8 protein-coding genes are annotated in these 14,632 nt (G+C 40.8%); 2 read left to right on the top strand and 6 right to left on the bottom strand.

The window, feature by feature from the left end; genetic code table 11:
- Positions 1-845 precede the first annotated feature (845 nt).
- The 6 genes from A4R26_RS34215 to A4R26_RS34185 form a co-directional block, all read right to left on the bottom strand.
- Entirely contained in the window at positions 846-1,052 is a 207-nt protein-coding gene (locus A4R26_RS34215) for a hypothetical protein (protein WP_081171717.1), read from the bottom strand.
- Positions 1,053-1,389: 337 nt separating this feature from the next.
- Complete coding sequence (locus A4R26_RS34205) at positions 1,390-2,163, bottom strand: hypothetical protein (RefSeq protein ID WP_081171715.1); 774 nt, start codon at positions 2,161-2,163, stop codon at positions 1,390-1,392.
- Positions 2,160-8,201: a DUF6443 domain-containing protein gene (locus A4R26_RS35535; RefSeq protein WP_081171713.1), complete on the bottom strand. Its 6,042-nt coding sequence runs from the start codon at positions 8,199-8,201 to the stop codon at positions 2,160-2,162. The genes A4R26_RS34205 and A4R26_RS35535 overlap by 4 nt, the downstream gene beginning before the upstream one ends.
- Before the next feature lie 28 nt (positions 8,202-8,229).
- Positions 8,230-11,832: a DUF5977 domain-containing protein gene (locus tag A4R26_RS34195; RefSeq protein WP_081171711.1), complete on the bottom strand. Its 3,603-nt coding sequence runs from the start codon at positions 11,830-11,832 to the stop codon at positions 8,230-8,232.
- A gap of 497 nt (positions 11,833-12,329) precedes the next feature.
- Positions 12,330-12,437, bottom strand: a complete 108-nt coding sequence (locus A4R26_RS36185) for a hypothetical protein (RefSeq protein WP_369332945.1) — start codon at positions 12,435-12,437, stop codon at positions 12,330-12,332.
- Positions 12,434-12,634: a hypothetical protein gene (locus A4R26_RS34185; RefSeq protein WP_081171707.1), complete on the bottom strand. Its 201-nt coding sequence runs from the start codon at positions 12,632-12,634 to the stop codon at positions 12,434-12,436. Before A4R26_RS34185 ends, A4R26_RS36185 begins: the two co-directional genes overlap by 4 nt.
- 225 nt (positions 12,635-12,859) lie before the next feature.
- Here A4R26_RS34185 and A4R26_RS34180 point away from each other — a divergent pair, with 225 nt between their 5' ends.
- Both A4R26_RS34180 and A4R26_RS34175 read left to right on the top strand, forming a co-directional pair.
- Positions 12,860-13,195 carry a hypothetical protein gene (locus A4R26_RS34180; RefSeq protein WP_081171705.1) on the top strand — a complete coding sequence of 112 codons (336 nt, stop codon included), beginning with the start codon at positions 12,860-12,862 and terminating at the stop codon, positions 13,193-13,195.
- 454 nt (positions 13,196-13,649) lie between these two features.
- Positions 13,650-14,138, top strand: a complete 489-nt coding sequence (locus A4R26_RS34175; protein ID WP_081171703.1) for a hypothetical protein — start codon at positions 13,650-13,652, stop codon at positions 14,136-14,138.
- Positions 14,139-14,632: the final 494 nt, after the last annotated feature.

The raw sequence follows: 14,632 nt of genomic DNA, 5'->3' as shown, positions 1-14,632 counted from the left end.
GAAGTTCATTCGCGCCAACCCTGACTTTATAAGTCATCAAGGTAACATTCAAAATACGGTCTTTCCCGATACACAATGCTTTTGTCAAATTCTTTGTAAACTTCGGGAACATGATAGCTTTTTAGATTCCCATTTTTGTCAAGGTAATAGTGATTTATAATTTCAATGATGTCATTTGGATTTCCTGGCTCTTTGTGCCATTCAAAACTGATTCTAAGTGTAGTTTTTCTTCGAAATCTCTTGTCGAATTGTAACTCTCCCGAGTCATCTGCCCTGACCAGGTTTTTGTAGTATCTGGTAGGAGCCGTTTGAACCTAGTATTCTTCTCAATGGATTGACCGCAGCGGGATGCTAAGAACAGGAGTACCAGTAGAATTAGGGTTCGCATAGAGCTATCGTTTATGGACATAAGGTTTCTTATTACATGTCCAGTGCAATATCTGAATAGTTAATGGCTGTTAAAATACTCCATTCTTTAAGTATTTCCTCAACGGAATTTTTATCTACTGCTGCGAATCCAACGGTTCACTCTGCATAAGCGATGCCTTATTATCATGATCGTGTTGTTCGTGAGGTATTCCTGGGCTACATAACCTGCATAAAATTCTTACCGTCGTCCAGCCTCATTTCCATGTCTAACTAATGTAGTTGCTAATATATGTAAAAATGACCTGTGCCGCGATAATTATCAAATCAAATGCAAAATCCCTCAAAAATATTCTAACCCCTACAAAATTTGAACGGGTTACTTTACGTTGGCTGACAAATAAATCCATATTTTTAATATAGAAAACAGTGTAGTATGAATTTAAGTGTGTTGCATTCCGTAAATCTCCCGAACGTGATTACACGATGAAAGATAAATTGAATGACTTAACCAGCCCGCTCGGGGTGCCGGTTCCTTCTTCATGAGCAATAAACTGTAAAATATCTGTATACTCGTCATTAGGCACATTGGCAGGCGAGGTTGTTCTGCTTTCATACACCGCATTGCCAATATAAATAGTGGTAGTGGTTATAATTTTCCCGGCTTTACTTAAATCAGTTGTCACCTTCCGGAGTTTGTTGCTGGCAGCATCATACAGGTACGTTATATTTCCCTGCGGATTATTAGTCGTTTACGTTAGAGTCTATTTTATCCGACAAGTCAAATACTGAATTGGTACCAGAACCTGAAACATACTGGGTAAAGGCAGCGTCTGACAGGCGATTAGAATTGTCATAAGTAAAGTTGTATTTTCTTATTTGCCCATCGCCTTCGTTATTCCATAAAACACCGCTTATGTTACCGCTATACAATGAAGGTAAAATACCGAGTACAGCATTTTTATCATACCCTATTTTATTTGCATGCCCAAGTAATCGTCAATACAGGTCTATTGGCTAGCGCTACCAGGCAAAATAATGCGACTTCTTTTTATCCAACTCCCACGTTGAATTTTTATAATGAAAAACCAATTTCAGCGTGATGCTTTCTATTACTTTATCATTTTTAGCACGATCCCTTCCTTCCTGGCAATATCTTCTTGCATTACCTGTGAAGAGAATATCATTCGTTTGCCTATTAAACTGAAAACGCAATCTGTCAGGAATATAATCTATACATTCATCATCTTTAAAATATCCGGTCACTATTCTTTCACGACCCGGAATGTTAGTAGTAAAAATCACATTCATGTAACTACCCAGCTCATACACTGAATAATACTCATATTCCCGGGAAGTATATATGCCACCGATCATGATGCGACCTTCAATTTCGTATAATTGATTAAACTCAATTGGCAATAAAAATTGCAGGTGCGTTTCTCTTACATCTATAAAGGTATATTCCGTAGGCTGCGCTGTAGGCAAATCGCCGGTTACCTGAACAGAATATATTTTCAATTTCCCTGTAACGTTTTGCCTGGGTGTAACCTTGAATTCAGCCGCGGTAAAATACTTTGCATGCAACAGGTCTTCCACTTCTTTATTAGTCAATTCTGCAGTACGGTTAGAGATGGCGTTAACCGTATCCAAAAAAATATTTACAGCAGTATCTTTTTGTGGTACGGCAGCACTGACTGTGTCCTTTTGTAACGGTGGGGCATTCGCAGTATCTGACTGCGAATGTCCACAACTAAACAAAAACAGAATACACAAAAACGGGATCAGTTTGCTCATTTTATAGAATTGTAGATTTGAATAACTCTTTCTGTGTACTTAGGTTGTTTTTTGTCGCCAGGACCATACCTATGTACTGCTTCTTCCCAGCCAACAAAGCTTTTCGATTTTCCATCTGATGAAACCATAGATTTAAAATATAGCCAGCGAAGTCCCCAATATGAACTTTCAATGGCGCCACCGCCTTTTTTAACATCGTCCAGTGTCATACCCATTTTTCCTTTATCGCCGTAATCACCGATATGGAACATACTAAAAATGTCGCTGGGTTTGGTGGCTACAGCCTGGCCTTGCCCTAACCTCGATTCTTTATATGCCATTGCCTTTACAAGGTTCACATCTAATGGCGAGGCCTGTATACCCAACGTGTAACCTTCGCCAAATTTCAATGTACCCTTTGCCAGTTCTCTATTAAAGAGAAGCGTGGCTACTGCTATCTCTTTATCAAACATGTTATATTTATCCGCTGAAGGATCATCGCCTTTATCAAGTGAAAAATGAATTTTTCCGGGCATTTTTGCCAGTTCCGAATTCTTACGCAGATCAGCGGCTTCTTCTTCTGTTAATAAACCACCCCAATGAACGGCGTCGTTAAAATAATTCGGAAACCAGTTGTCTGTTAATACGTATACTTTATTATCGTTTTTGCCATCGTTACCCAAATAAGTTCCTTTATTTGAATAGTAATCACCTGTAACGCCCATTCCATCAGGATCGGTATATTTTAAAGGATTATTAAGCGTGTACGTATAAGGTGACCATTTTCTGTATTGTTCTGCCAGAGGGTCCATTGTATGCCACCTGCCTATTTGCGCATCGTACATTCTTGCCCCAAAATCATACCACCCTAAGCCATTGCCATCACTTAACTCCTTCTCCTGTTTTTCCTTGCCATTGTATTTAAATTTATTATCAGGCCTGTTTACAGCTTTTGAACTTATACCTGCCATCGTCATACCAAACGGATAGTAATGCGTTTCTTCCACTATCGGGCCGGGAATATGTGTCACCAGCAGGTTATCAAAGAATACCTGCATATTGCTTTCATTGCTGGCATAAATATACAAATAACCGTTTTTGGTAGCCTCTACCGGCGCATTTATAAATTTGTCGTGCAATTTATAACCGCCATTTACCTGTACAGGATCAACATCGCCGGTTACATATTTAAATTGCTCATCAAACAGAATATAATTCAGGTATGCCTTTGGCCGGTTCGGAAGCTCGTCATGCTGGTTTATAAAACTATTGATCTGCGTTCCGGCCTGTGCGTTGGTAAGATCAGTTAATGAAGCGCCTTTGCCTGTGGCTAAAGGGCTGCCGACCATGGCGCCCAGCAATTCAATAAGGGCAGCCTGTGCGGGTCCTCCCGGGGTGTTGCCACCCGGCATGTCATAGATAGATTCCAGGGCAATCCTTACCTTATCGCCGCTCATTACCTTCATTACAATACCTAAACCTGAGCGCTGGCCCGGAACTCCGCCATGCAGCTGGTAAAGCTTTTGTTGAAACTGTATATGACTGCTGGCCCCATTCACCTGGCTTACATCGGTTACCTGCGGGTCAACAATGTCATACAATTGCTTCTCCTCTGCTCTTGTATTCACTTCAAGGGTAGCCGGCATATAGCAGATCTCTTCCTGCTGGTCTGTGAGCTCCATTCTTACATTACCCAGGTTGTCTTTTACAAAATAATCATACACCACGCGGGCAGGTTGAGGCGTACAGGAGTACGGTGACGCTTTTTCAAACCTTATTCTTCCTTCTTCGTGACTTATAAACTGTAATACATCTGAGTAATCGTCATTGGGTGTATTGGCAGGCAGGGTAGTTCTGCTTTCATACACGGCACTGCCAATATAAGTAGTGGTAGTGGTAATGGTTTTACCGGTTTTACTTAAATCAGTAGTTATTTTCCCAAGTTTGTTGCCGCCAGCATCATACAGGTAAGCTATGGTTCCCTTTGCGATATTATTTGCGTCCTTTAAATTTATCAATGCCGGCAGGTTAAGATGGTTATACGTAATAGCGCCACCCGATGTTATCAGGTTGCCGGTGGTTCCCCGCATAAGTTTGTTATTGTCAGAGACCATATTACCATTCCCGTCATAGCCATAATCGTCGCCACTGGTATTTTTATCGGTAAAATCGCCCAGTATACCCGGGGTGGTGGCAGTAGGGGAAGTGCCGCCGGTTGAAATATCGGTAACAGTGCTTAACTTATTACTTCTATTCTGGTTAAAATAGCTGTATTGCAGGTCATCAATAGTTGCACTACCGCCAATCTTCCAGCCATTTTGTTTCATGGTCATTATATTACCATTGAGGTCGTACGTTATACCGTTTACGCTAAAATCTATTTTATCAGAAAGATCAAATACCGCATTGGCACCTGAACCTGATACGTACTGGGTAAAGGCCGCGTCTGTTAAACGACTGGCGTTGTCATATGTGAAGTTGTATTTTCTTTTTTGTCCATCGCCTTCGCTTTTCCATACAATACCGCCAATATTACCGCTATACAATGAGGTGGAAGCGCCCAGTACAGGGTTTTTATCGTACCCTATATGCATGCCAAAGTAATCGTCATTATTATTGCCGGTAATATAATCTTTGTTGATGCTGAGCAGCCAGCCCCTGATGTTATATTCCAAATTCTGATGGGTCACAGGAGTATTGGTGCCAGGCTTGTTACCTATTTCTTTTTTGCTCAACTGCCCAAGTGCATCATACTCATTGTGTGCAATAGTTGTCCAGTTGGTCATGCCGCCGCCGTTCATAGTACTGTTACCTACTTTTTTCTGCGTTGAGATCACCCGGCTGAGTTTATCATGCTCGAATTTAGTGACAACAATACTGTTTTGACCGCTGCTACCATTGTCCTGTTTATTAATTGTTACCAATGGCTGCCCGCTGAAGTTATACTGATTGGTCATTACATCTACTCCATTGGTGATATTCTGACTTCTTGCCTGAATTAGCTGTGACTTTGCATCATAAAAATTTACAGTATAAAGATAATTGCTGGTGCCAATCACTTTTGCCCTGGTTCCGGTGGCCATACCCATGGTACGCGCACTTGCTTCTACCGGTTGCGGGTAAGGCCAGGATTTGTCACCAGCCATAAACAGCCAGGCTTTTGCATACGCCGTATTAAAATCCTTTAATGAAGCGGGAAGGGAAACTGCCCAGTTATAATTGTCGTAATAATTATGCGTAAGTTCTTCGAAAGTAAAATTTGCCAGGTCAGGATATGCGGTACTATTGTTTGCTTCCTGAATATGATAAGCCAGATTATTATAATTAGGATCATTATTCAATAATCCGGATGAAACAGTACGGTTCAATTCATCGTAAGTAATATACATCCATTGATGTTTATCTCGCATATTGCCATCCTGGGTAAGCACCATACGGTCTACCGCATCATATACCATGTTTACTTCCGCCTTACCCGGCATTTTTTTCCTGATCATTCTCTTATGCTGATCGTACTCATACCTGAACATCTGTTCATTCATTACAACCGCGTTGAATACGTTCATATCCCAGCCATTTTGGGATAATATTTCCACGCCCCTTGGTTGTACAACCGCTCTCAGCATTTTGAAATCATCGTAAATATAGTATGTACATAACCAACCGGAGTGACCGCTGCCAGTGATCACATCTGCCGGGGCAGTCAGTTGTACTTTTCTAAGTATTACTGCTCCATTCATATTCCTAAATTCAACAACCTGCTTTCCATCTTCATTCGTAGTTACCGTTTTATACAATGACCCGCCAGGATACACACCTGCAAGTGCCGCGGGCGTACTGTAAGTGCCAAAACCATTAACAACATTATCAACAAACCACATTCTTACATCATCATCAATTGTATTCAACCAATAACTATTTTCTTTACCACGGTTACTGCCTCCCCAATTGATGCCGGGGGGTAATGCTTTTGTTACCCTGTTCAATGGAGATGGTTCGTATTTGATTTCTTCATAAAACACAGATTCGCTCTGTCCCTTAAGCACACCGTTGGGATCATTATAAAAATTTTGCAACTGCGGCAAAGGTTGTTGCTGAAATGATCCATCTGTAGAAGCTGCTGCATACGGAAGGTATTTAAGCGCTTCGCGGCCTGAGCCGTCGTAGGCAACTGGGCTTACAAGGTCAACAGGATTTGTTCCTGAAGCAAGAGAACCCTGCCGTACTACAGTTTGTAATAAGCGTCCCAGGCCATCGAAATATTGCGTACTTTGGCTCCCTTGCTCTGGGATAAACTGCTGAAGATCGTTATAAGACAGACCAGGTTTATAGAAACCAAAAGTTTTAATATTGGTCATCGCAGAAACTGCAGGTGGCGTACTTGATGAAACGTTTACGACATTGCTGTATGCTACCGCCCCATTACAGGTAACTTTTAACCGGTAATACACAAGGTTTGGCGAAGCTTCAGGCATCAGGTTAATGCCATTGGCATGATATACATCCTCGTATACACCGCCCGATGGGTTTTCGCTTACCTGCCATTGGTATTCATAGATACCATTGCATGTACCACCATGCACCGGTTCACCGGCCAGCAAACCTCTATCGGAATAATAAGTGATTGAGCCACCTGTAAATGGTTCAGGAAGTACCGTTATGGTAAAGCTCTGCAGGGTAGATCCGCCCTGCGCATCCTCTACTCTGACGGCGATGGTATAACTTCCTGCGGTACCGCTCACGGCTCTTATTATCATCTGTCCGGTTGCATCATTAGTTTGTTCCCAGGAAACAAAAGCAGGAAGCCCATTGGGAAACGACCATTTAGCGCCGAGGATCGATTCCGGATCAGTAGCTGAAATACTGATCGTTTGGTTACTCTTCTCGGGTAAGGTCAGGTTTGCGGGTAACTGTATCGCCGGCGCGTTATTACTAACAAACACCATCAGGTTAAATGTTGCCTGCGTTGTACTGCCACGTGAATCGGTTGCAGTAATCGTTATAGGATATGTACCTGCATTATTAGCGCCGGGGGCATTGATACGAATTTCGCCCGTACCATTACCAAAGTTTACAAAAGAAGCAAAAGGCGGAATGCCCGATGCCGAAATTTGTACAGGATCATTATCTACGTCACTGCCGGATACTGATATCGTAAGAGATGAATTGTAATCGAGAGGCACATCTGGAAGAGAACTTATGCCCGGTGGATTATTGCCTGTAGTTACTGTTGCTTCATTCGAGTATGGAGAAAAGTTTGTATTCGATACCGCTTTTACTTTATAGTAATATACCGTATTACCGATAACATTGTTGTCGATATACAGCGTTTGATTGGCCGGAAGCGTGGTCAATAGCGTATAGTTGCCGTTACCGCCCTGCGACCGCCACAATTCGTAGTTGGTTTCGTCGGTAGTATTATCAAGCCATTGTACGGTAACCTGCCTTGTGCCCGTTATATTGGCCGTTAAATTTCCAGGTGTAGGCAAATTAGGTATTACCGTTACTTTTACCAGGTTTGACTGAGCAGTATGGTAGCACTCATCCTGTATATATAGCCTAAACCAGGTTGTAGTGTAAAGGGGCCCCGATGTAAAGCTGATGCCTGTTTGATCCATACCATCAAAGCTTTCACCATCGGTTGACCACAGCCAGTTGAAAGTAAAGTTATTAGAAACATGCCCAATGGGTGGGGCGCTGGTAAAAGTGGGGGGCGTTTGACCGGCTACTATTGTTACGTCGCCTGGTGTTACGGCGCCTGCCTCCACAGTGGCTATCTCTATGTCAAACCAGGCCTCATTGCCATATGCATCAACTGCATATATTCCGGCCGACTCACAGTTGGCATTCCATACAACATTTATATGGTCACTGGCCCAGCCACTTACTATGGTACCATTTGTTACTTCCCAATATACACCTTCAAATGTATTGCCATCATAAAAAGTATAGGGCAGCCATATGCCGGGCCTTGGATTTGGCGACCCATCGATATATTGCGCAATTGTATGATTGCCCAGTAACGTGAGTAATATTGAAAAGACTGTATAGCGTATCATAAATATCGTTATAAGGGATTAAGGAGTATTAAGGCGTACATGAAGCATGCTGGTTTACATAATTCTGGCCGTTATGATTAAGATCGAGCAATGCCTGTCGATTGGCTTCTTCCTTGCTCTTCAACGAAACATATACACCGGCTTTCACCACATATTCCATGCTTGCACCTGTGCCGGAACTGCAATTGTCTTTTGTAAACACCTTGGCCATACGATCGTTACCATAAGGCGTAAAACAGTTTTCCCGCTGGCCGGCCTGGTTATAACACCATGCTTTAGTTATATTTTTGTCCTCATCATATATTGCATTTAACCTGTTATGCGCATCGTAGCCATAAAATACCGTTTTACCATTTTTGTCGGTTTCGCTGGTAACACCAACAAGCGGCGAATGCGTGTAGGTGGTCATCTGGGCGTTTTCAGCATATACCCGTACTTCATCGATGGCCACTCCTTCGGTTAACGCCATTGAGTGCGTATATGGCTTCTTTACGTAACGCCAACGGGTGCCGTCATAATACCTGTAATCAACTACATAGTTCTTTGCGTTTGGTGGAACGTATGAAACAGTAAAGTCGCCATAATAACAGTTAACTCCGGCATATGGCAAAATAGTACCGTTTAAAAGCCATGTTTCAAAACCCTCGTAATAAAACTCTTTTCTATACATATTCTGCGTGCCCGTTACAAGTATATATTCTGCATTTAAAATTTTTGCAACAAGCAGGGTGTTATCATGATCGTATATATAACTTTCCCTTGGGCCCGATTTTGGCGCGATCATTAAAGGATTGCCTTTAACATCATAAAAATGATAAGTGGCATCTGGCTGGGTGTAAAGGTTGCTTTTTACAAACCAAGTATTATTTGAAATAACCGACCAGAAAGAAGGCGTGTATGGAACCGGATCAACAAGGTTTAACTTATATCTTTTATCAATAAACGGATCCGATTGTTTGTATTCATAACATTCGCCGCCTACAATAACCGGGTTTGATCCATTGGCCTGTTCATGTATTGTAAGTGCTTCTATGAGGCCGTCCCTGATACCCAACCCATTCAGGTAACTGATGCCCCGCACTGTAGGATCGGGGCCATTGGGTGCGTTATATTCGTAGCAATATTTGAACAACTGTCTGTCACGCTCACCTTTACTATCATAAGTAAGTATCTCCTTTATATTTCCATAAGTATCATAAGTAAAGAACCTTTTGTTCGATATTGCACTGCTGCCCGAATAGGTTTTTTCTTCTTTGGAAATAAGGTGGTCAGGGTAGATCCTTTCCGAAACTGATGCATAAATAAGCGGCGAATAGGGGATTGCATATACTGAACGCACTTCCTCTTTGTCGGCTTCACTGGTTTCATGCGTATAATGAAATAACGTTTCTTTAATGGGCTGCTGGCTGTTTTCGGGGTACACTTTTATGCTTATAGGTTTGCCACGTTTAAAAGCGTTATGTACATAGGCATATGGGAAACGTGTTCTTTCAGGAGCGTTACTACCTATAGGCGGCGCATCATTACGCCCATTATCGTAATTTGTATACTCGTACAATGTTCTGCCGTTACCCGCCTGCTTTTCGATGACGTAAGTATAGGTAACATTATTACCCTCGTAGCAGGTAGGGTTATAACCAGCCGCCTCAAAATTGTAGCCATACGAATCCTGTACCAAATACTTCTGTATGGGCGTTGCTAATACCCCACTTGAAAATTTGGTGACGGGATTGGTGTATTCAAATAGCTTTTCATATTCCAATTGATTGGCTGCCGAATAATATTTCATTTTTGCTATCCGTACACCACCGGCCTCTTTATCGGCTTGCAGGTCGGTAACATTTTCCAGGGTACGGGTTTTGGAATATTTATGGCTTTCATAGATAAATTCAACCAGGCCGCCATCGGGATATTTAATATTGGTAAGTATCTCTGCTTTTCCTTTTACTTCATTCGGTTCGCGGTAACTGGCATAGGTTGAAAGATTCGTGAAATTGTATGGCCCCGGTACGCTGGCAAAAAAATCCTGGTCATTAAAATAACCCCAGTGATCGTTCCTGCCCGCCGCATAGGCCGGTAATGAAACAGCATTGTTGTAGGTAAACTTATATTCATTAGCTGCCTGTGTGCCAGCCCTGCTTGAAATCTTGTCTAGCTGCAACCGTTGTCCGCCACTTAAAACATAGCTGAATGCTATTTCTTTTTTTACCTGCCCATCGTGTGAAACCTGTATGTTATCGAGCTGTAATAAACTATTCTTCTGTGCATATATTCCCGGAAAGAAATGGATATCCTCAAAACTATAATACCCACAGTTCTCACTTGTCATTACATCTTCGTTGGTGGATAACTGGGTAGATAAGGACGAATTAAAAGTCATTTTAACGCCATCGGGAAAATTTATGGCCGTCAACGTATAGCCGATGTTAAGTACTTTACTTACGGAAGATAAATAATGATAATCCCACGAGTTATCGGGATCGTCCCAGCTTACGTAGCTATTAGTGTGAACTATAGTTCCATTTCCTGAGAAAGGCACTCTGCCCCAGGCGTATTTTGTTTTATAAAAGGTAACTCCCTGTTGTTTATAGTCGAATGAAATGACAGAGCCCGTTTTTCTATTCTCAATGCGGGTAATATGCCAGGTGTGCGGCACTATTTCACATAGGGTAGCCGACTCGTTACCATCAACAGCTAGTTCGGGAGGAAACCGGTCCAGGAAATTAACAGGTAAAACGGCAGAAGTATGCGAATAGTCAAAACGTTGTTCACTAAGCTGGCTATTGGGCCAGATGTTTCCAAAACTATACCTTATGCCATCTGAAGATGTAAGGGTTATTCTTTTAATTATCTGAGGTGCTTTATATAATACCCTCCAGCCGGTAAATTGAGAAATGTAATCTACCAGGGTTTGATCTTCCATCCCAATTTCCACATCATACTTTTTGCCATCATTGGCAACCACCACCCATTTGTTTTGATGGTTCAAATAGAACTTTCCTGAAATGCCACCACAGGAGAAGGTAAATTCATCTGGCGCCAGGTCAACTATCGGGTTTGAATTATAAAATTCCGATTGTCCGGCCGGGTAAGGAAAGAATGGCCCTGAAGGCTTAAGGCTCTCTGCATAAGCTTGCGTGTACCAGTTGGAGTTGGTATTTAGCAACCCATAATTACTTAGATAATTGAAGAATGTATTATTGAGTTTCGTTTTCTTTTTAGCGATATCGTTTGGTTCACTGGGAGCAATTATTTCAGTTTCCCAGTCCCGGGCTTCGTCAGGTTTTCCGCGTACAGTTCTATGAACATATCCGCCGGCCTCTAAGGCCCAGCCTGAACCCACCCAACCTGGTACTTCATCGGGTTTTATACCATTGCCGCCAACATAATTAAGTACTATAGGGAAGTCAATGCCTTCAAATTGATAATCATAAACAGGTATAGATACATTAAGCTTTCCGTTATAAAGATCGTTGGCAACTTCTATGGCCTGTTTACCACCGGCAATACCAATAGATGGTACCGTTGGGTGGGCGGAGAGAACCTGCGCATTAGCGTTAAAATAAAAACTAACTAATGGAAGAAAAAGAACAGCTCTTTTGAGCGCATAAAGTGCTACAAACCGAAACATAGAGTTGGTTATTAAGATTTTGACCAAATATAATAGTATACCGTAAAGGCAATTTGAAAGCCTGATAAAGAAATATTGGGCATAGAAGATCCGAAGCTCGGTATAACCGAACCTGTATAATAAATAACTATCTTCAAGGCAACTGCTTTTTCTTATGACGGCAAAAACACTCTTATTGTTTGATTATTGATAAGCGGATTTGAATACACTGAAGTGGGAAAAAGCAATTTCGAATCGTGTACCGGGTAGTGAAAGTCTGTCGTTTCTTTTAGTGTTGAAGTTATTCTCATAGTAAGGTTATAATTAAGGTTAACGTTTTCGATTAGTTTATTCAAATATAAGACGAAGAAATGTTCAAAAATAAATGTATTACAAAATATAAGTACCCAACTCACACAACAATTATCAGTTTAGACAATAAGTGCGTAGTTTTTGACAATAAGCGTGCAGATATGAGGGATAAACGTGTAAGTGATATTTATTTACTTTACATAAAGTTAACATTCAATGACGGCCGAGAGAATTTGAACCTGTTCGTGGATTAAATACCGCCTGGATTTTATCTTGATGGAACGCAATAGGCCGGGCTTACGCCAATCGTTTATCGTCTGGCGGCTGACGTTAAAAATCTTTTGAACATTTTTGGTGGAAAGGAAGGAGATTCATCAGCCAGGCTGGCTAGGGGCGGTGCTTGGACGCCCATTTCCCGGATCTTCCGGCCGATCAATCCCTCAAACAATTTGATTAACTCCTGTGGTTTCTGAATCAACAGAAACGGCGCATTGTTAGTTACCTCACTCATACATCACTGTTTACAAACTCACAAATTGGTTTACCCGTACAAAGTAGGGGCTTGTGGAAACGTGAAAAAATGTGGGACGTCATGGAAAGATAAGTGGTTGAGGTTGAATACTTATTTAGCTATTTTTCATCAAGAATGATATATAAATGAGCAAATATTAATTCTCCTGAAAATAACGTATAATAGTGCAAAATATGTTGATATTAACCATTTAAGAGATTAACCATGCATGAACTCTACAAAGATGGAACTGACATTTTTCAAATCCTTGATGCAATCGAAAAGAGGACAGGCCTGTTTATTTTAAATCGAAATTTGGATTACTTATATAATTTTATTTCCGGTTACAAATTTTTAGCACTCCAAACAAAAACGGAAATTAAAAACCTTTGCCAGTTTGATCAGTTTTCAACTTTTCTTAAAGAAGAATTTAACGAGAAAGACGAAAACACCATGGGTTGGTTTGGACAACTGCATTCAAAATTTGGTTCTGAGCAGGGTTTCATAAAATTTTTCGAGTATTTACATAAGTTCCGGGAAAAAACAACTGTGCCATTATGACAAATAAATAATGATATCCGTTCCTGATTTGTTAATCTACCCGGCCGCAAAAAAGAAAGTTGAGTGAAAGAATTGTTTACAAACCTTAGTGGTGAAGTTTCAGATTTGTATTTATGAACTTTCTTCTTATTAAGGTCCAAAATAAATGTATTAAAAACTACCAACACGATGCCAAGCGCAATTAATAGAGCATTTATTTAAATGTCAGGTTGGTTACCCGGTAAAATCCAAGGGAAGGCCGTTTGCAGTTATTATCTTTGGACAATTAGTTGTACACTTTGGGAAAGTAGATAAGATTTTCCTTTGCAGGAGAGTTATACCTGTAGCGGATAATTAGCGACCTTTTCTGTAGGAAATAGTAACCTGTAATAAAACACAAACACCCAACAAAGGCATTAATAAAGCGCCACCTGGTTCAAAGGACAACGCTATTGGCTACTATAAACAAACTCTCATGAGAAAAACATTTCTGACCTTATTGATTTTACTTATTCTTTCGGCATGCAAACAAAGACATGCATCTGGCAACAAAAGTGACAGCCTCACTTTTAAAATATTACTTCATCCCAGTTTTGACGAAAAAGCGCAAATCATTTTAACTAAAGATGATACCCAACAAGCAATCCAATTCTTGCTTCTCAATCGGCAATTTTCAAATAAGCCACCTGATACATTTTATTTCAAAAGAATTCTTCTGTCTTCAACCCAATTTGACACTTTCGATTCTTTGGTTATTGAGAAAACAAGGACAAAACAACCGCGACAGTGGACTGGTTGTTGCGATGGCATGCCTGTGCAATACTTGCTAATTCATGGTACCGACTCTTCTAGTCTTTCAGAAGTCCTGATATCAAATCCGACTCCTCAGGCTATCAAGTTACAAAAGCTGCAATTGACCAGCTTCGAATACTTCATAAAGACAGTGTCATATCAGATTATTTAAATGATGTTGAAAGTTATATGGAAGAATCTATACGTCATACAAACTGGAAGGATAATCGACTAATAAACCGCTTACGAAAGATTGAATATACCCGTTAAAATGTTTTTATGCACTTGCGCTTTCGCGCTTTCCAAACAGTGCGAGTTTTAATATTTAGTTATGAACGTTCAGTGTAACAATTGTTTTGAAAACAAAATTGTAGATATCCCAAAGTTCACCGAATCTGTAAAATTTTAATTACAAGATTTAAATTTAACCTCGTCACTTCATACTGTCAAGCTACTCATGAGCAATTTCAGGTCAGGCATATGGATGCAAAATACACAGCAAGGGTTTCAAAACTTGGAGGGAGCAAAAATAAAATTTTAAGGCTCTCCCCCTCGATGCTCCCTTTTAGCGGTTGTATAAGCGGGTAATTATTTGTCAGGTTGTATCAACCAAAAACAAAAAACCCGCATAAAATCAATATTCTATGCGGGTTTTTAAATCCTGAC

This window comes from Niastella populi, assembly GCF_002078015.1.
In the GTDB taxonomy this organism is placed as follows: Bacteria; Bacteroidota; Bacteroidia; order Chitinophagales; family Chitinophagaceae; genus Niastella; species Niastella populi.
This window is presented reverse-complemented; position numbering and strand designations above follow the sequence as displayed.

Excerpts from the sequence above, each read along its gene's own strand:
- A4R26_RS34205 (WP_081171715.1), bottom strand. The coding sequence starts at position 2,163 with ATGAGCAAACTGATCCCGTTTTTGTGTATTCTGTTTTTGTTTAGTTGT.
- A4R26_RS35535 (WP_081171713.1), bottom strand. The coding sequence starts at position 8,201 with ATGATACGCTATACAGTCTTTTCAATATTACTCACGTTACTGGGCAAT.
- A4R26_RS34195 (WP_081171711.1), bottom strand. The coding sequence starts at position 11,832 with ATGTTTCGGTTTGTAGCACTTTATGCGCTCAAAAGAGCTGTTCTTTTT.
- A4R26_RS34185 (WP_081171707.1), bottom strand. The coding sequence starts at position 12,634 with ATGAGTGAGGTAACTAACAATGCGCCGTTTCTGTTGATTCAGAAACCA.
- A4R26_RS34180 (WP_081171705.1), top strand. The coding sequence starts at position 12,860 with ATGCATGAACTCTACAAAGATGGAACTGACATTTTTCAAATCCTTGAT.
- A4R26_RS34175 (WP_081171703.1), top strand. The coding sequence starts at position 13,650 with ATGAGAAAAACATTTCTGACCTTATTGATTTTACTTATTCTTTCGGCA.